At 55.3% G+C, this 18,665-nt stretch carries 18 protein-coding genes; 8 read left to right on the top strand and 10 right to left on the bottom strand.

Annotated elements, in window-relative coordinates:
- Positions 1-2 precede the first annotated feature (2 nt).
- The 4 genes from ACR0DU_RS07715 (at position 3) to aat (ending at position 3,230) form a co-directional block, all read left to right on the top strand.
- Positions 3-539 (top strand): helix-turn-helix domain-containing protein, encoded by a 537-nt coding sequence (locus ACR0DU_RS07715; protein WP_010443260.1) that lies wholly within the window; start codon positions 3-5, stop codon positions 537-539.
- A gap of 150 nt (positions 540-689) precedes the next feature.
- On the top strand, positions 690-1,190 hold the full coding sequence (accB, locus tag ACR0DU_RS07710; protein ID WP_170589361.1) for an acetyl-CoA carboxylase biotin carboxyl carrier protein: 501 nt from the start codon (positions 690-692) through the stop codon (positions 1,188-1,190).
- Positions 1,191-1,199: 9 nt separating this feature from the next.
- A complete protein-coding gene (gene accC / locus ACR0DU_RS07705; RefSeq protein WP_039534085.1) occupies positions 1,200-2,549 on the top strand; it encodes an acetyl-CoA carboxylase biotin carboxylase subunit in 1,350 nt (449 codons plus the stop codon).
- 48 nt (positions 2,550-2,597) lie between these two features.
- Entirely contained in the window at positions 2,598-3,230 is a 633-nt protein-coding gene (aat, locus tag ACR0DU_RS07700; RefSeq protein WP_480873438.1) for a leucyl/phenylalanyl-tRNA--protein transferase, read from the top strand.
- Here the strand turns inward: aat and ACR0DU_RS07695 are convergent.
- The 6 genes from ACR0DU_RS07695 to ACR0DU_RS07670 form a co-directional block, all read right to left on the bottom strand.
- Positions 3,194-3,553, bottom strand: coding sequence for a DUF2155 domain-containing protein (locus tag ACR0DU_RS07695; RefSeq protein WP_010443264.1), 360 nt, complete (start codon positions 3,551-3,553; stop codon positions 3,194-3,196). The genes aat and ACR0DU_RS07695 overlap by 37 nt on opposite strands.
- A complete protein-coding gene (gene mlaD, locus ACR0DU_RS07690) occupies positions 3,550-4,002 on the bottom strand; it encodes an outer membrane lipid asymmetry maintenance protein MlaD (protein WP_010443265.1) in 453 nt (150 codons plus the stop codon). Before mlaD ends, ACR0DU_RS07695 begins: the two co-directional genes overlap by 4 nt.
- 3 nt (positions 4,003-4,005) lie before the next feature.
- A complete protein-coding gene (locus ACR0DU_RS07685; RefSeq protein WP_010443266.1) occupies positions 4,006-4,389 on the bottom strand; it encodes an NADH:ubiquinone oxidoreductase subunit NDUFA12 in 384 nt (127 codons plus the stop codon).
- Positions 4,390-4,468: 79 nt separating this feature from the next.
- Positions 4,469-4,831, bottom strand: coding sequence for a RidA family protein (locus ACR0DU_RS07680; RefSeq protein ID WP_480656060.1), 363 nt, complete (start codon positions 4,829-4,831; stop codon positions 4,469-4,471).
- 192 nt (positions 4,832-5,023) lie between these two features.
- Complete coding sequence (clpX, locus tag ACR0DU_RS07675) at positions 5,024-6,289, bottom strand: ATP-dependent Clp protease ATP-binding subunit ClpX (RefSeq protein ID WP_170685905.1); 1,266 nt, start codon at positions 6,287-6,289, stop codon at positions 5,024-5,026.
- A 137-nt stretch (positions 6,290-6,426) separates the two neighbouring features.
- The gene (locus ACR0DU_RS07670) at positions 6,427-7,059 is read right to left on the bottom strand and encodes an ATP-dependent Clp protease proteolytic subunit (RefSeq protein WP_480873435.1); all 633 of its coding nucleotides are present in this window, start codon (positions 7,057-7,059) and stop codon (positions 6,427-6,429) included.
- Between the two features lie 295 nt (positions 7,060-7,354).
- Here ACR0DU_RS07670 and ACR0DU_RS07665 point away from each other — a divergent pair, with 295 nt between their 5' ends.
- The 4 genes from ACR0DU_RS07665 (at position 7,355) to ACR0DU_RS07650 (ending at position 10,662) form a co-directional block, all read left to right on the top strand.
- Positions 7,355-7,696 (top strand): ArsR/SmtB family transcription factor, encoded by a 342-nt coding sequence (locus ACR0DU_RS07665; protein WP_480456298.1) that lies wholly within the window; start codon positions 7,355-7,357, stop codon positions 7,694-7,696.
- Positions 7,697-7,884: 188 nt separating this feature from the next.
- Complete coding sequence (locus ACR0DU_RS07660) at positions 7,885-8,022, top strand: entericidin A/B family lipoprotein (RefSeq protein ID WP_010443271.1); 138 nt, start codon at positions 7,885-7,887, stop codon at positions 8,020-8,022.
- Between the two features lie 1,247 nt (positions 8,023-9,269).
- Positions 9,270-9,611: a hypothetical protein gene (locus tag ACR0DU_RS07655; RefSeq protein WP_480873433.1), complete on the top strand. Its 342-nt coding sequence runs from the start codon at positions 9,270-9,272 to the stop codon at positions 9,609-9,611.
- 241 nt (positions 9,612-9,852) lie between these two features.
- On the top strand, positions 9,853-10,662 hold the full coding sequence (locus ACR0DU_RS07650; protein WP_480873431.1) for a hypothetical protein: 810 nt from the start codon (positions 9,853-9,855) through the stop codon (positions 10,660-10,662).
- 469 nt (positions 10,663-11,131) lie between these two features.
- On the opposite strand, the gene ACR0DU_RS07645 is transcribed toward ACR0DU_RS07650, so the two are convergent.
- The 4 genes from ACR0DU_RS07645 to ACR0DU_RS07630 form a co-directional block, all read right to left on the bottom strand.
- Complete coding sequence (locus tag ACR0DU_RS07645; RefSeq protein ID WP_480873428.1) at positions 11,132-14,272, bottom strand: efflux RND transporter permease subunit; 3,141 nt, start codon at positions 14,270-14,272, stop codon at positions 11,132-11,134.
- A 4-nt stretch (positions 14,273-14,276) separates the two neighbouring features.
- Positions 14,277-15,404: an efflux RND transporter periplasmic adaptor subunit gene (locus ACR0DU_RS07640; RefSeq protein WP_480873426.1), complete on the bottom strand. Its 1,128-nt coding sequence runs from the start codon at positions 15,402-15,404 to the stop codon at positions 14,277-14,279.
- 195 nt (positions 15,405-15,599) lie between these two features.
- A complete protein-coding gene (locus tag ACR0DU_RS07635) occupies positions 15,600-15,959 on the bottom strand; it encodes a hypothetical protein (protein ID WP_480873425.1) in 360 nt (119 codons plus the stop codon).
- 354 nt (positions 15,960-16,313) lie between these two features.
- Entirely contained in the window at positions 16,314-18,596 is a 2,283-nt protein-coding gene (locus ACR0DU_RS07630) for an adenosylcobalamin-dependent ribonucleoside-diphosphate reductase (protein WP_480873424.1), read from the bottom strand.
- Positions 18,597-18,665 lie beyond the last annotated feature (69 nt).

Genomic DNA, 18,665 nt, shown 5'->3' with positions numbered 1-18,665 from the left:
ACATGAGCGATCCCGCCTTCGAATACGCCCCAATCGGCCTTGTTGAGCTTGAGAACCGGATCATCCGGCGGTGCAATCTGCAATTTGCGCGGACCTTTGGCGGGGATGAAGCTGATTACCGCAACATGCCCTTGCTACATCTTTATCCCTCGGTTGCCGACTGGGAGCGGATTGGAGCACGCAGCCTGCAAGTGATGCGCGACACCGGGTACTATACGGATGAACGAGTTATGCGGAGGCGCGACGGGGACCTGTTTTGGTGCCGTGCACGAGGGCGGTCCCTTACGCCCGACGATCCGTTTCGTCACGGGATATGGAGCTTTTCGGATATCTCGGAAGAACGCCCGCTTGTGCAATTGACCACCCGCGAACGCGAAGTCGCCATCCTGTCCTGCCGCGGCCTGTCTGCAAAAGAAATCGGCGTTGAATTGGGGCTGAGTTATCGCACAATCGAGGCCTATCGCGCTCGTCTTCTAGAGAAATATGGCGCTCGAAAGCTGCCCGAACTGGTAGCGAAACTGTCAGGGACGCCGCTGTAATTGCAGCGCCCCTCGAACTTGACGCGAAAACCCCTATTTAACGGGCTCAGTCGACGCTTTTCATGGGCGTCTGCATAGCTTATAACCCTGCGTAATCAGACCAAGCCCGCAGGGAACAGACGGGCCATAGGGGAACCTTCGAGGACACTCATGACAGATACCAAACACGAAGCGGATGTCGCGTTTATCAAGGCACTGGCCGAACTGCTGCGCGAGAATGACCTGACCGAATTGCAGGTCAAACGCGAATATGGCGATGACGACAGCCTGAATGTGCGTGTCAGCCGTATGTCGCAAACCGTGGCCGCTCCGGTTCAGGTTGCGGTTCCTGCGGCTGCACCCGCTGCTGCCCCTGCTGCCGCCGCCGCTCCTGCCGCTGCCGAGGCACCTGCCGCAGTGGATGATCCCGCAAGCCACCCCGGAGCTGTGACCTCTCCCATGGTCGGCACCGTTTACATGCAGCCCGAGCCCGGTGCGCCCTCGTTTATCTCGGTCGGTGCCTCCGTCTCGGAAGGCGACACACTGCTGATCGTCGAAGCCATGAAGACCATGAACCACATCCACGCGCCCAAATCGGGCACCATCAAGCGCATTCTGGTCGGTGATGGCGATGCTGTGGAATTCGGTACACCTCTGGTCATCGTTGAGTAAGGCGGGCTCATGTTCGACAAAATCCTGATTGCCAACCGAGGCGAGATCGCCCTGCGTGTGATCCGTGCTGCGCGCGAGATGGGGATCAAGACGGTTGCCGTCCATTCCACCGCCGACAGCGACGCGATGCATGTGCGTATGGCCGACGAATCGGTCTGCATCGGCCCCCCGCCCAGCCCGCAAAGCTATCTGTCCGTGCCCGCGATCATCTCGGCCTGTGAAATCACCGGCGCGCAGGCGATCCATCCCGGCTATGGCTTCCTCTCCGAAAATGCCGAGTTCGTGCAGATCGTCGAAGATCACGGCATCACCTTCATCGGCCCCACCGCAGAACATATTCGCGTCATGGGTGACAAGATCACCGCCAAGGACACGATGAAGGAACTGGGCGTGCCTTGCGTTCCCGGCTCCGATGGCGGCGTTCCCACCTTGGAAGATGCCAAGCGCATCGGCGAAGAGTTCGGCTATCCCGTCATCATCAAAGCCACCGCCGGTGGCGGCGGTCGCGGCATGAAAGTCGCGATGACCGCAGATGAGATGGAAAGCGCCTTCATGACCGCGCGCGCCGAAGGCAAAGCAGCCTTTGGCAATGACGAGGTCTATATCGAGAAATACCTGACGACGCCGCGCCACATCGAGATTCAAGTTTTCGGCGACGGCAAGGGCAAGGCGGTTCATCTGGGCGAGCGCGACTGCTCGCTGCAGCGTCGCCACCAGAAAGTGTTCGAAGAGGCCCCCGGCCCATGCATCACCCCGGAAGAACGCGCCAAGATCGGTAAGGTTTGCGCCGACGCGGTGGCAAAGATCAACTATATCGGCGCTGGTACCATCGAGTTCCTCTATGAGAATGGCGAGTTCTACTTCATCGAGATGAATACCCGTCTGCAGGTGGAACATCCGGTGACTGAAGGCATCTTTGGCGTCGATCTGGTGCGCGAGCAGATCCTTGTCGCCGCTGGTGAGGACATGTCGTTCGGTCAGGACGATTTGGAGATCAACGGCCACGCCATTGAGGTTCGTATCAACGCGGAAAAACTGCCGAACTTCTCGCCTTGCCCCGGCAAGATCACAGCCTATCACGCGCCGGGTGGTCTGGGCGTGCGGATGGATTCGGCGCTCTATGATGGCTACTCGATCCCGCCGTATTACGACTCGCTGATCGCCAAGCTGATCGTGCAAGGCCGCGACCGGGCTGAAGCATTGGCCCGTCTGGAACGCGCGTTGGGAGAGCTAATCGTCGACGGCATCGACACTACCGTGCCGCTGTTTCATGCGCTGTTACAGGAACCTGACCTGCATAGCGGTGACTACAACATCCACTGGCTGGAGCACTGGCTTGCGGAGAACATGGCCCAATAAGAAAACGGGAGCAGAGGGCTACGGCCCTTTGGTCCCGGGGCACCCAGCATGAGCCTTTCCCCTGAACTTCTGCTGCATGGCTACTCCATCGGCATCTTTCCGATGGCCGAGCACCGCGATGACCCCGAGCTGTTCTGGGTCGATCCGAAGATTCGCGGCGTGTTCCCGCTGGATGGCTTTCACATCTCACGCAGTCTGGCGCGTCGCTTGCGGACGTGTGGGTTCACGATAAGCATCAATCGCGATTTTGCGGGCGTGGTGGATGGCTGCGCCGACCGATCGGAAACCTGGATCAATCCTGAACTGCGCCGCCTGTATCAGGAACTACATCGGGCCGGCCGCGCGCATTCCCTCGAAGTCTGGGAGGATGCTTCTCTGATTGGCGGGGTTTATGGTGTGGTTCTGGGCGCAGCCTTTTTTGGCGAAAGCATGTTTTCGCGCCGCACGGACGCATCGAAGATCGCACTTGCCTATCTGGTGGATCGGTTGCGCCAAACCGGGTTCACGCTATTCGATACGCAGTTTCTGACCGCGCATCTGGCCTCATTGGGCGCGATCGAAATCCCGCGTGCAGTTTATCACAGCGAGTTGCAACAAGCGATTGATCTAAAAGCAGATTTCACCACTGACCTGCGGCAGACGCCTCAGGGTGTGATACAGCGGATCACCCAGACATCGTAACGCGCATGGTCCAGCGCGTTCAGCGCGGGCGAAGTCGCGATCATCCAGCCATCAAATAGCTGCTGCGCCTTGCCCTGTTCCCAAATTGTCAGATAGGCAAATGCATCGCCCGTGGGGTTGTCAGCCGGGTAGCGGCAATCGCCCAGTGCAACGTCCAACCCGAACACGGTCGCCGTCTGTCCGTTCTGAACCTCGATATCCAAGGTCTGCCCACTAACCTTATCCAGCCCGCGCAGCATGGCGCCCGGACCGGATTCTACCTTTTGCTGTGCAGCCGCAGCAGTCGCGGTGACCAGCAGCGCAGCGAGGGCCGCACGGATCATTCGCTGCCGTCCCCTGCCACAAACTTGACCAACAATGAGATCAGGCTGACCGCGCCCTGCGTGTCCTCGATCTCATCACCCGGCTCAAAATAGAACGGAGAGCCGCCGGGCATCACCTCAACAAAATTGCCTCCCAGCAAACCTTCTGAGGAAATCACAACTGCGCTGTCATCCGGGATCAGAATGCCATCCGCCACGGAAAATTGTGTATCGGCACGGTAGGTGTCAGAATTCAATGTAACGCCCGTTACTGTACCGATTTTCACACCGGCTAGGCGCACATCGGTTCCAACGCCGACACCTTCAAGAGAACGAAAAGACGCGCCCAACTCGTATCCTGCGCTGGACTGGGACAGGCCAGTGGACTGGCTGGCATAGACGCCAAAAGCAATGGCGCAGGCCAGCACGGCACCGCCGACAATAACTTCGGTCTTGGTATGAGCTGACATTGCTTATTCCGGGCTCCACGCCTCGTAATCCGAGCGCTCTACCGGATCAGCACGCCGCAGCGACCCTGCTGGAGCATAGGCCAGCGCGGTTCCCGTCAGATTTTCCTGATGCGGTTTCTCCCAGGATTTGTGGGCCAGAGGTTTGTCGGTTGGCGGTTCATCCCAAGTGCGATGCAGCCATCCATGCCAATCAGGGTCAATCCGGCTGGCCTCGGCCTCACCATTGAAGATCACCCAACGTTTGCTGTCGTCTGCGTTACGATAGAACACGTTGCCTTCATCGTCTTCACCGACCTTGATCCCTTTGCGCGCAGTGTAGAACTGCGTGTTCAGGGTGGCTCCGTTCCACCAGGTCACGGCCCGCAATAGACTGTTCAGGATTCCCATCGGCTGCCTCCGGCATTTCTGTCCCCGAAGATATGGACCAAAGGCACGCTGAGGTCCAGTGCCACCGGGCTCGCCTGCGTCATTCCGGCAGAATAGCGGTAACCTCAATTTCAATCCGATATTTCGGATCGATCAACCCGCATTCAATCATCGTGGCTGCAGGAGGGTTCGCGCCAAACCTCTCGGCCAAAACAGGCCAGCAAGGCTCGAACTCGGTGCGATCCGGCAACATATATGTGACGCGCACAACGTCTGAGAATGATGAGCCAGCCTCAATAAGCGCATTTTCGATAATCGACAGAGCTGAGCGACATTGGTCAACCACCGTGTCCCCCTGACCTACAGTCCCCGCGACATGAACCCAGCCTCTAGTGACAACTGCGCGGCAATAGCCAGCCTTGGCCTCGAATTCGCCGCCAGAAGATATCCGTTTGATTGCCATGCTTGCCTACTAATATTGCCTCAATGACCTCAAAGCCGATTCAATGCGAGGCTCTGCCTCGCGCTCCGAAGTATCTATAGCCAGATGAAGAGCGGACCCCTGCTTCATCTGGCTATAAATACTTCGGGGAAGTCGCCCAATGGCGACGGGGGCAGAGCCCCCTAACCAGTGCCGCGGGCAATCAGCCTCGGCTCAACCAGCGGAAGCAGATTCAGCTGTGTCAGCGTAGATGATCAGCGGTTGCGACTCTGACGTCACCGCCTCTTCGTTGACCACAACTTCGGTCACATTCTTCATGCCCGGCAGCTCGAACATCGTATCCAGCAGGATATCTTCGAGGATCGAGCGCAAGCCACGTGCGCCGGTTTTGCGTTCAATAGCCTTCTTGGCGATGGCTTTCAGCGCATCATCGGTGAAGGCCAGATCGGCATCTTCCAGCTCGAACAGGCGCTGGTATTGCTTGACCAGAGCGTTTTTCGGGCTGGTCAGGATAGTGACCAGAGCATCTTCGTCCAGATCTTCGAGCGTTGCCAGAACCGGCAGACGGCCAACAAATTCAGGGATCAGGCCAAACTTCAGCAGATCCTCGGGTTCAAGATCCTTGAAGATCTCGCCCACACCGCGTTCGTCATTGTCGCGGACATCAGCCCCAAAGCCCATAGCCGAGCCTTTGCCACGTTGCGCAATAATCTTGTCGAGGCCTGCAAAGGCACCACCACAGATAAACAGGATATTTGTGGTATCCACCTGCAAGAATTCCTGCTGAGGATGCTTACGGCCACCCTGCGGCGGAACGCTGGCCACGGTGCCTTCCATCAGCTTCAGCAGCGCCTGCTGGACGCCCTCACCCGAGACATCGCGAGTGATCGATGGATTCTCGGACTTGCGAGTGATCTTGTCGACCTCGTCAATATAGACGATGCCGCGTTGTGCGCGTTCGACATTGTATTCGCTGGCTTGCAGCAGCTTGAGGATGATGTTTTCGACATCCTCACCCACGTAACCCGCTTCGGTCAGCGTGGTTGCGTCCGCCATCGTAAAGGGCACGTCCAGAATCCGTGCCAGCGTTTGCGCCAGCAAGGTCTTTCCGCAACCGGTGGGACCGATCAACAGGATGTTGGATTTGGCAAGCTCGATATCACTGCCCGCTTTCTGGGCGTGATTCAGGCGCTTGTAGTGGTTGTGTACCGCAACCGACAGAACCCGCTTGGCGGTGGCCTGACCGATCACATAATCATCCAACACTTCGCAGATATCCTTGGGCGTTGGCACGCCGTCCGAGGATTTTAGGCCGCTGGCCTTGGTCTCTTCACGGATGATATCCATGCACAGTTCGACACATTCGTCGCAGATGAACACGGTCGGGCCTGCGATCAGCTTACGCACCTCATGCTGGCTTTTGCCGCAAAAGCTGCAATAGAGCGTGTTCTTGCCGTCACCGCCTGAATTCGTCGCCATGCTTTACCCCTCGGGCTCCGTCTCAGCAGCCCCCGTCTCGGGGCCGCGCTTGCCGTATATGCCTGCAGCTTAGGCCAGCCCTCTGGCAGCTACAATCTCAAAATCAATCCTCACGCCTGACGCGCGCGGATTTGAACCTAGGCGTCGTCGCCGTCCATTTTGGCGCGGTTCTCGACGATCTCGTCGATGTGACCCCACTCCTTGGCCTCTTCCGGGTTCATGAAATTGTCGCGATCCAGAGCCTTTTCAACCGCCTTTTTTGTCTGACCCGTATGGCGAACATAGATATCATACAGGCGATCCTTCAGCTTTTGGGTCTCTGCTGCGTGAATCATAATGTCGCTGGCTTGACCCTGATATCCACCGCTGGGCTGATGCACCATGATCCGGCTGTTGGGCAGAGAAAACCGCATTCCCTTCTCGCCACCAGCCAAAAGAACGGACCCCATCGAAGCCGCCTGACCGATCACCAATGTAGAACATTTCGGCTTGATATACTGCATTGTGTCGTAAATCGACAAACCGCTGGTGACCACGCCACCGGGCGAATTGATGTAAATCGAGATTTCCTTGTTCGGGTTTTCCGCCTCGAGATGCAGCAGCTGAGCGACGACCAGATGGCTCATTCCATCGTGGATCGGTCCGTTGATGAAAATAATTCGCTCTTTCAGAAGGCGCGAGAAAATATCATACGCGCGTTCGCCCCGGCTGGTCTGCTCGACGACCATGGGGACGAGAGTGTTCATATATGTTTCAACTGGATCGAACATTCGGAACCTGCCTGCTTTGCGATGGATCGGGACTTTACCCGAAGAAGAGTTACCCGAGTCTTAGTGCTGCTGTTGGGGGGCTGCAAGGGGGGCTGAGCGTTCCGAAGAATTCCATCAGCTTCCGAAACCCCTCCGCGAGGGACATGATCAACCGACTTGAAGACCCCACATAACATCACGTTATTTTGATCCGTACATATAGCAATACATGACTAGAACTTGTACCAATCGCACTTTCAACCTAGTAACTTCAGACAATCGCGAAATTGGGCGAATATAACCAAGGAATACGATCATGGCTCTGCCGCAGATGACCGAAGATATGTCACAGACCGAACTTGAGCGGATGGTTGAGAACGCAACTCGCGCGTCGAATTTCCTCAAGGCGATCAGCCACGAAGGGCGTTTGATGATCCTGTGCCACCTTGTTTCCGGCGAGAAATCCGTGACCGAATTAGAGCGGCTCCTGTCGGCCCGGCAGGCGGCGGTCTCACAGCAATTGTCACGCCTCAGATTGGAGGGGCTTGTCGTTCCCAGACGGGAGGGCAAGACAATCTACTACCGATTAGCGGACGAAAGACCCGCGCGGATACTTGAGGTGGTGTACGAGCTCTTCTGTAGTCCGGAAGCAGGCTAATCCCTGTAAATCTGGCTAAAATCCAAGGTGTAACTGGAAACGGGCCCAAGGCCTTCTCCGTAGTCTTGAGGTCGTATTTACGCGCCGTTCGCCATACGAGCGATGTAAGCGAAGGAGCCTTTAAAATCTGTGGCTCTGATACATAAAAGCTGCTACCCAATTCGAAACAATCACTTATGGAGCAATCGATGATCCGAGCAATTCTAATTGGCCTGGCCCTATTCACACTTACCGCTTGCGAAACCGCAAAGGGTGCGGGCAAAGACATCGAAAATGCAGGCGATGCTATCCAGAACGCGGCTGAGGACGTTCAGGAAAACATCTGATTGCGACGGGATGTTGCGGTTTAGCAACGCCTAATCCGCAATATGTAGTTGCCAGACCCAAACAACAGGCTTAGTGTCGTCCGCACAGGTGCATAGACGCGGCATTGCATTTCTGACACTTCTACGGGGTTCTTTTGCGCAAGCAAAAGAACCCCGTTCCGTTCCGGAGGTTTGTGCGTGGTAGCCTGTATGAACCTTAAGTTCTAAAAAAGGAAAAGGCGCCAGGTGCTCAGACGCGGTCTTTGCATGCATCCTTACGGACACTCCTGACGCCTTGCCGGTTCGAACCGCCCGAGGGGCGTCCCGATCCAGTTGCCTCTGCCCCCGAAGAGGCATTGGCGACTGCCACACGCGCTATGTCGCGTCGCAGCCCGCGCAGACCTTCTGAGAAGCCGACCACCTAATCCGAACCGAAGCCCAGTTTATCTGATCCACTACCGGTAAACCATTGCAACCAAGAACAAATCCTAAAACCTGCCTTTGTCGCCGTGGCCCCCTTGGCCTTTGCGTCCAGCCCCTGTTCCGAAGATCAGAAGCCGTATCCAGACTTTTGCATCAGGACCCTGTTCGGGCAAGAAAATAGCACTGCAGCATGAAAATTAGACGGGGATAAACTGTTGATATCCGGCGGGAGATAATTGTGGATAACCCGAGAATTTGCGTCATGACACAGGCTTGGACGCAGACAAACTAAAAAGCGTGCTACGAGCCAGATATCACCCAGTTTCTGCACTTGCGAAGGTTCTGAGCGTTGTTCTTAGGGTGCAGTACCAAAGGAATCGGTATTCTGAACCCCGATTTTTCGAATCGAAGAACCAATGATTCCCTAGCGCACGTGACAATTCCATTCACTTGCGATCCTCAGGACTAGTTGGCATGCCGGATTAACGTAACCCCATCTGATTGCGCGCAAACGCATTGGTGAAATCACCTCTTCCGAAATCGGCCAAGTGTTCATCATTTCTAATGCGCTTTTGGGCAGCCCTGTATTGCGCAAATACTTTTTGTATTCTGTAAACTAATGCGCATGGCACTTGTTTCGCATTGGGATCCGACACGAGTAGGCATTCACTTGAACTGCCACCAATCGCCAATGTCACAAAAGTGCCAAAAACACGGCAGTGCATTGGCGTTTCATGTTAAGACCGAAACGTCATAGGCTGTGAAATGGGCTGCAAACGGAGGAACCAACCATTATACGAACAATCGTACTCGCGCTTGTGGCAAGCGTCATTGCAAGCCCTTCTTTGGCAACGTTTCTTGTGTCCTGCGAAGCGCCTGATGAGTCAGGCGTTGCGGTAGCATTTGGCTTCGGATCCGTACCCGGCCTTGCGATTGTCAGCGCGATTATCCACGCGGATGGACAGGACTGGAGCATGACAGAGATAGAAGGTGCGCTGCCCCTTGTTTTGGCACAGGGGGCTGCGGAGAACACGCACACATTGCTGGATTTCGCCGATCCTGAGTTTGACCGCATTATTGCATCAGTGCGGCTGATAACGGCTGTTGAAGGCGACGACCAAATCACCGTTGGCACGCTCAAGATCCCGGAGGTCGGGGTCTTTCCGCTGGTCTGCGAAGGACCATGACCCCCATCTTCGCTAGAAACGTGTGGGCGGGCACAGGGAGAAAACCAATGCCCCCGACCTAGTGAATGAACATCCAGTAATAGCTTTATTTTCCGTTTTTTAGCGATCTCAGCCCACACCTGGCCTATAGATATGAGGTTAACTCCCGGGACATGTTCAGAAGTGGCATTTTCTAGCTACATTCCAGACTACACCAGCCCGGCAACCTTCTAATGGCCGCGCCACCGCAGGAGACAGTCGCATGATCCAAGAAATACATCGACCCGGAGATCCAGTAGCTGACATTCTCTTCAATTGGCTTCCATTTCTTGGGATGGTTGCGCTCGGCATAGTAGGATTGGTCATCACCGCGCAGGGTTATCGGCACTATCTGAATTCGACATATTTGAAGCGAGCCGGTCGACCTGGGCAGGCGCGTGTGACCGACAAGTGGGTCAAGAAGGGCCACGTTGGTCGCGACGAACGGAAACGCACGAAACCTTCGAAACGTCACTTTTTGCGCTTCCAACTTTTGGATGACCCGCGCGCATTTTCCCTAAAAGAAGTTGCTCCGATAGACCTTTGGAACGCGGTCGAGGTCGGCGACATGGTCGACGTGCTCTATCACCCGCAGCGGCGCTTGATGCGCCTTGCTGCCTGGACGAACTACAGCGGGACAAACGCAGGTGCAGCCCAGATGGCAATTGGTGCGATCATGCTGTCAGCAGCCGTCGCTTCTGTTGCAGAAGGCGCAGTCTCGGCTTTGCGAAGTCCTGAGCAGCGTATTGCTGGCGAAACTTGGGTTCGTAGCAAGGCAGAGGTTTTGAACATGGGCAAGCCCGCGGATCCGTATCTGCGCATGTTTGCTCCAGGGTCCCGGATGATCCGCGTCGTGTTCGGAGATACCCATGGAGGCGCATTCTTAGGGAATGAGCGCATTATCCATGTGACCCCAGCAGAAATCCGCATATACGACATCGACGAAGGCGCGATCCTAGTTGCCTGGATGGACCCGGAGAATGAATTCAATGCTGTTCTGGACCTTGAGCAGCGTGACACAGATTTGCGTTGATTGTTTTGGATCGAATTGTACGGCGACAAATACACTCAGATGGTGGGTTTGTCCCGGATTGTGTCATTGATCGCGGTTGCAAAGAAAGTGCAGTCTTGATTCTGAAAAAGTCGAAGTACTGAATGACCAAATTTACAACGCGAGCATCGACATCGCTTTGTGTCTACCGCATATGAAAACATGCTGCGACAGCGCTCTCTGAATTTCAAAAGTCTAGAAGCTCCGCGAGTTGCACGTTGATGATTGATCTGATGCAGCGTTGTCGATGAATGTCGGCAATGTGGGCTGCGACCGTAGCATACGAATTGGCTGGTGAATGTTTCTTTTCGGCCGTGTGATCGGGTGTTAAATTCGATATAAAAGTTATTTTGAATAATACATAATGATGAAAAGAGCCGCATGAGAACTTGGTTTTTAAAAAAGGGCTCAGCCGTAACTCGGATTGCTAAATCCTGCTTTTCTGAACGTTCTAAACAGCGTTTTCGCCACCTCCCTCATTCATTTTGCCATGTACTTTCTCCCTGAACCGTTGCGCGATGATGTAAAGGGGCGGGATGACAAATATGCCCACAAGAGCAGCTGCGATCATCCCTCCGAAAACCGGCGTACCTACACCTCTGCGGGCGAGCATAGAGGCACCGTCGGCCACAATCAGCGGGTAGAGTCCGGCAATAAATGCAAAGCTGGTCATCATGACCGCGCGGAAACGCGCACGGGCGCCCTGAATGGCTGCATCCACGGCGTTCAGACCTTGCCGGTACCGATCCATTGCGAATTCGACGATCAAAATTGCATTTTTGGCGGCAAGCGCTATCAGGACCACCAATCCGATCTGGGCGTAGAGGTTGTTCTGGAGACCCAGCAACAGTAGCGCACCCAACGCGCCGCACACCGCAAAGGTGACCGAGAAAAGGACCGCAAGCGGTATCGTCCAACTCTCGTAAAGCGCAACAAGGAAGAGATATGCGAACAGCAAAGCAAGCCCCAGAACAATAGGTGTCTTTCCGGCGGCCTCAATCTCTTGCTGCGCGGTTCCGGTCCAATCGTAGCTGTAGCCTTCTGGCAGAGTCTGGGCTGCAATTTCTTCCATCGCCGCGATGGCCTCGCCCATTGATACGCCCGGAGACGGTCCACCGTTTATGGTGACGGCCCGAAAATTATTGTAGCGGGCGAGCAATTGCGGACCCAGAATGAGTTCTACCTTCGCCACGGCGCGCACTGGCACCATATCTCCGTCGTGATTTCGGACATGAATACGAGCAATATCTCCGACATTGGCCCGGTATTTCTCATCTGCTTGTAAGTTGACCTGCCACGTCCGACCGAACAGGTTCATGTCATTCACGTGATACCCGCCCAAAGTGACCTGCATGGCCCGGAACAGGTCGTCGACATCCACGCCAAGCGTCTGCAGCCTTTTACGATCGAGATCGAGATTCAGTTTTGGCGACTGCGCAGAGAATGTCGTGTAAACGCCCGACAACCGTGGGTCGGCGTTGGCGGTTGTGACGAACCCCGCCGCAGTTGCACCAAGATCTGAAACGCTGTCGCCATGCAAGTCCAAAAGCTCGAACTCGAACCCGGCGCCAGTGCCCAGACCAAGGATCGGGGGCAGATTGAAAGGAAAGGCAATGGCGTCTTCCAAACCGGCAAACTCGCGCCGGACATGCCGGATCGAGGATCTTACGGATAAGGCGGGATCGGTTCGATCTTCAAACGGTTGCATGATCGCGATGCCAAACCCACTGTTCGACTTATTCAGGCCGTCGACAAAGCTGAAGCCTGTGACTGTCATGACATCCTGCACGCCCGGCGCGGATTTGATGATGGTCGAAACGTCCTCCATCACTTTGGATGTGCGATTGATCGAGGCGCCTTCGGGTAGCGCGACTTCAACGAAATAGGCCCCTTGATCTTCGACGGGAAGAAACCCGGAAGGTGTGGTCTTAAACAGCCATCCTGCGCCAAAAAGTGCAAAACCGAGCAGTAAAATAGCCAGGATTGTCCGTCGGGCGAGGATTGAGACCGCATAGGCATAGCCATCGCGCGCGTTGTCTATACGGCGCGATATCCAGGCCAGCGGTCCACGCTTGGGGGCGCTCTCACGGCGCAGCAGCACCGCGCACAGGGCCGGGCTGAGTGTCAGGGCGTTCAAAGCAGAAATAAGCATTGAAAAGGAAACAGCCACAGCGAATTGTTGGAACATCGTTCCCGTAATGCCGGGAATGAATGCAACCGGTACAAACACCGACAGCAGCACACAGGTTATGGCCAAAATGGGGGCCGTAATCTGTTTCATTGCCTCGCCGGTGGCTTCGGCCACGGTCATCTCAGGGTTTTCGCCCATTACCTTTTCGACGTTTTCGATCACCACGATCGCATCGTCCACGACGATGCCGATCGCAAGTACCAGCGCCAGCAGCGAGACGGTATTGAGCGAAAAACCCAATGCCAAAATGAACGCCAGTGCGCCAACAAGCGATACCGGAACCGCGATCAGCGGGATCAGCGCCATCCGCAGGTTGCCCAGAAACAAGAAGACCACGATCACCACCAGGGCAAACGCTTGCACCAGAGTTTTCACAACTTCATCGATACTGGCGCGGACGAAAGTCACCGAGTTGTAGGGCACACTCCAGTTAACCCCATCGGGAAAGGCGCTCTGCAATCCAGTCAGCGCCTTTTTTATGGCCTCTGATGTGTCCAGGGCATTCGCGCCCGGCTCAAGGTAGACACCGATCATTGCGGCTGGCTTATTGTCAAAAGAAGAAAAGGAATCCCGGGTCTTTGCCCCAAGATCTACTCGTGCGATATCACTGATCAGAACGAATGAGCCGTCTGGACGAGCCCGCACGACAATCTCTTCGAACTCTGCGACGGTGCTCAACCGGCCTTGCGTCTGAATACTCAGCTGAAAAGTCGGGTCATTTGTCATCGGCTGCGCACCGACGCGCCCCACCGCTGCCTGAACGTTTTGCGCATTCAGCGCGGCAATCACATCGTCGACGGTCACCGAAAGACTGGTCATCTTGTCGATGTCGAGCCAGATGCGCATGGAGTAATCAAGCGCCCCGAACAGCGTCGCATCCCCTACCCCGGGTGATCTTTTGATGCTGTCCAGAACGTTGATTGTCGCAAAATTCGACAGAAACAATTCGTCGTTCTTCGGGTCGTCCGACGTAATGGCCACGACCTGCAACAGAGCCGAGGACTTCTTTTTGGTGTTGACGCCTGCGCGTGTGACCTCTTCAGGCAATGCGGACATGGCCAGGCTAACACGGTTCTGCACATTGACGGCGTTTATATCGGGGTCCGTTCCAGGCTCGAAAGTGACCTGCAGGTTATAGCTGCCATCCGAACCGCTCGTCGATTCCATATACAGCATGTCACTGACCCCGATCACCTGTTCTTCGATGATCTGGGCAACGGTCGACTCGACAACTTCAGCCCCGGCCCCAGGGTAACTGGTAGTAACCTGAACCTGCGGCGGGACAATGTCGGGCAGTTGCTCCACCGGTAGCTGTGTAATGGAAATCAACCCGGCCAGCGTAATCACCACCGAGATGACAATTGCAAATCTGGGGCGGCGGATAAACAGTTGCGAGATCATAGGATCAGTTTCCGCTGGTGGCTGACGATGTGCTCTGGGGTGTGGAGATACTGACCTCGACGCCCGCATGAACGCGCTGAACGCCGTCGGTGACAACCTGGTCCCCTTCGGTCAGACCGCTCGAAATGACGGCTTCGGCCCCTTCGGTCCGTCCCAATTGAATCGGCTTCTTTTCAACCTTGTCGTCGCTTCCGACTGTGAAGACAAAGTAACCCGACTGATCTTTTTGCAAAGCCTTGGCGGGGATCACCAGCGATTTGTCCTGCGTGGGATCTGTGACAAGAACCCGCACCAGCTGATTATCAATGAGTGACCCATCCGCATTAGGAAAAGACCCCCGGACCAGAACGGTATCCGTGCCCGACTGCACCTGCGTGTCAGCCACTTCAATGCTGCCTGTTTCACCGTATGTCGTGCCATCGGCAAGAATCAGCTGCAGTTTCAGCGGTTCAGAGTCCGACGCCTTGGCACGGCGGGCGCGAAACTCAAGCAGTTCGGCTTCGGTTACCGGAAAGGTTACATTGATGGGATCGATGCTGGACAGCGACAACAGGGTTCCACCCTCTGGGCTGACGAATGCGCCCACGGACAAGTCCGTCAGTCCGATCCTGCCATCAAAGGGCGCGGTTATCTTTGTATAAGACAGGTCAAGCTGAGCGTTTTGGAGGCTGCCCTGTAGTTCCAGCACATGCCCATCCGCCTCACCTTGCTGCGCTTCCGCTTTCTGAACGACAGCCTGAGGTGTGTCGCCTTTGGCGTATAGCTTTTGCTGTCGATCAAGCTCGATATCGGCAATTTTCTTTCCCGCTTGTGCCGCTTGGATTTGTCCTTGAATTTCCGTGACGGTCGCCTCGTAGGAATCCGGTTCGATCTCGATCAGGACATCCGCCGCTTTAACGCTTGAGCCGTCCTTGAAATTAATGGACTTCACAAATCCAGGTACGCGCGCGATCAGGTCGACACGATCCAACGCCTCAATCCGGCCAGTGAACACTTCGGTCAAAGATACCTGTTTCATCTCTGCCGACGTCACGGTCACCTTAGGCTTCGTTTGGCTGTCCTGCGCAATGACAACAGAAGGGTTCAGACCAAAGTTCAAAATCACTGCGGTGACTAATAGCCTTACTGACAAATTACATCCTCCAGAAGAGTTTCGTCTGTGCTCTCGTCGAAACCAAGGTAACGTAATGCTGTTGAAAATCCAGCAATCACATTGAGTGCATTTTCCACCGACTCAACCAATTGGAAGTCTTTGCAAATTAAGCAAGGCGCCTTGGTCTCATAATGTTGTCGCCAATACGTCGAGACTTTTGAGCAATCTATGAGTTCAATAAGTTTCTGATCCCGCAGGCGCAGCGAATGTCAGGAGAGAGGGCTGCAACTGCAGCATGGCAATGGTATGACGAACGTCCGAATAGGCCATTCCAAGAAATTCATGCTCCTCGCAAAAGCCAGTCGCTGTCTCTGGTGGTGAAGTGTGTTCTAAGGCGTAATTCCAGAACAGCAAAATCTGCCTCGCAAAGGTACTCCGACGCGTCATCTGCCGATTTAAAGAACTGTGCATTGTCATTGAACATTCGGTCATTGCTCGTGGGAAAATATTTGTCGGCGTTCTCTGCCATGGCTTTTCGACGCGTACGGTCGTTTGCATAAACTCAAAAGGTGTTGGGAAATCATCTTTTGACAACGCGCTACTCACATTTCTTGGTTTTGCATTGAGACCGCAGCCTCAACCGAACCGTGTTCAGACGGTATGGCAATCTCTGGCAATCAAAGTTGGTGCAACTAATGCTTCGGGTGGAAGAAACTCTAATCTGAATGACTGCTTTCCAAGATTCGCATCTGGATTTCGCATCCACAGTGAATGTCTGCTCCCAGCCCAACCTTTCAAGCAAATTGAATTAGTCAACGTCCCAAGTATTGGGCTTTGGCAGCTGAAGTCCTCCGTTTGAGACAATGGCAAACTTATGAGCTCAAAATGGCAATCCCTAGGGCCAAAATGGCAATACTATGGGTACGTCAACAACTATGTACCCAGAACCTAACCGCATTTCGAATGGCCGCAACTTCTGCAGGTCATGCAGCCTTCGATCATCACCATGTCGAACTGACCACAGGACGGGCATGCTTTGCCGCGTGGAGTGTCGATATTGACAACTTGCGCCTGGGGGTCCGACTTTAGGCCCATTCCTTCACCTTCGAGAAATCCGATTACAACCATATGCTGCTCGATCACGCCACCGATTGCAGCAAGAATTGAGGGGATGTACTTACCCTTGACCCAAGCCCCGCCGCGTGGATCAAAGACGGCTTTCAGTTCCTCCACAACAAACGAAACATCTCCGCCCCGGCGGAAAACAGCGGAAATCATCCGCGTCAGGGCCAGCGTCCAGGCATAGTGCTCCATGTTCTTCGAATTGATGAATACTTCGAACGGTCTACGACGACCACTGATGACAATGTCGTTGATCGTCAGATAGATCGCGTGTTCGCTGTCGGGCCATTTCAGCTTGTACGTCGACCCTTCTAGAGATTGCGGACGATCCAGCGGCTCTGACATATAGACGACTTCGCCGCCATCAACCTCCTGCGGCGCAGCGGCACTTTCACCTGGTGCTGTATCTGTACTCTCTGACACGGTCAGAACAGACCCCGTCACATCGTTGGGGCGATAGGTCGTACAACCTTTGCAGCCTTGATCCCAAGCCTGCATGTAGACATCCTTGAAGGCGTCAAAGCTTATATCCTCGGGGCAGTTGATGGTCTTCGAAATCGAGCTGTCGATCCACTTCTGCGCCGCGGCCTGCATCTTGACGTGATCAGACGGCGACAGCGTTTGTGCGTTAACGAAATAGTCGGGCAGCTCCGTATCCCCGAACTTATCGCGCCACATCTGGACGGCATAGTCGACTACTTCTTCTTCAGTGCGCGAACCGTCTTTCTGCAGCACTTTGCGCGTGTAAGCATAAGCAAAGACCGGTTCGATCCCCGACGACACGTTCCCGGCATAGAGCGAGATCGTCCCCGTCGGCGCGATCGACGTCAGCAGCGCGTTGCGGATGCCGTGTTCGCGGATCGCATCGCGCACATCGTCATCCATCTGTTGCATCGTACCACTGGCCAAATATTTCTCAGCATCGAACAAAGGAAACGTGCCTTTCTCCTTTGCCAAGTCCACCGACGCCAGATACGCGGCGCGGGCGATCGCGTGCAGCCATTGCTCGGTCTGACGCGCCGCCTCGTCCGAGCCATAGCGCAGGCCCAACATCAGCAGTGCATCTGCGAGACCCGTTACGCCCAGCCCGATACGGCGTTTGTCTTGCGCTTCCGCCTCTTGTTCAACCAGCGGGAATTTCGACGCGTCGACCACGTTGTCCATCATGCGAACGGCGGTGGCGACCAGCTCTTGCAAAGCGTCCTCATCCAGATGCGCCGCGTCCTCAAAGGGCTCGGCCACCAACCGCGCCAGATTGATCGAACCCAACAGGCAAGCACCATAAGGTGGCAAAGGCTGTTCGCCGCATGGATTGGTCGCAGCAATCGTCTCGACGTAGCTGAGGTTGTTGGCAGTGTTGATGCGGTCGATGAAGATCACACCTGGCTCGGCATAGTCATAGGTCGCCTGCATGATCTTGTTCCATAGATCACGGGCCTGAACTGTGTGATAGACTTTGCCGTCAAACACCAAATCCCACGGGCCATCGGCTTTGACGGCCTCCATGAACGGATCTGTCACCAGCACGGACATGTTGAACATGCGCAGGCGCGCCGGGTCGGACTTGGCGGTGATGAACTGTTCGATATCCGGGTGGTCACAGCGCATGGTCGCCATCATCGCCCCACGGCGCGAGCCCGCGGACATGATCGTGCGACACATTGCATCCCACACATCCATAAAGCTCAGCGGACCAGATGCGTCGGCGGCAACCCCTTTGACGTCCGCGCCGCGTGGACGGATGGTCGAGAAATCGTAACCGATCCCCCCACCCTGCTGCATGGTCAGAGCGGCCTCTTTCAGCATATCGAAGATGCCGCCCATGCTGTCGGGGATCGTGCCCATCACAAAGCAGTTGAACAGGGTCACCTGACGTGCGGTGCCCGCCCCAGCAGTGATGCGACCAGCAGGGAGGTATTTGAAATCCTCAAGCGCGGTGTAGAATTTTTCTTCCCAACGCTCCGGGTCCTGTTCCACCCGCGCCAGATCACGTGCAATTCGCCGCCAACTGTCCTCGACCGTCTGATCGATGGGTGTGCCATCCGCCTGTTTGAAGCGGTATTTCATGTCCCAGATCTGCTCGGCGATGGGGGCGGCAAAGCGGCTCATTGGTGATTCCCTGTGCTGAAAGAGGTATTCAGACTATCATCCACAATACCTTGATGACAATCGCGCATG

It is taken from the genome of Ruegeria sp. G2, assembly GCF_056533505.1.
This window is presented reverse-complemented; position numbering and strand designations above follow the sequence as displayed.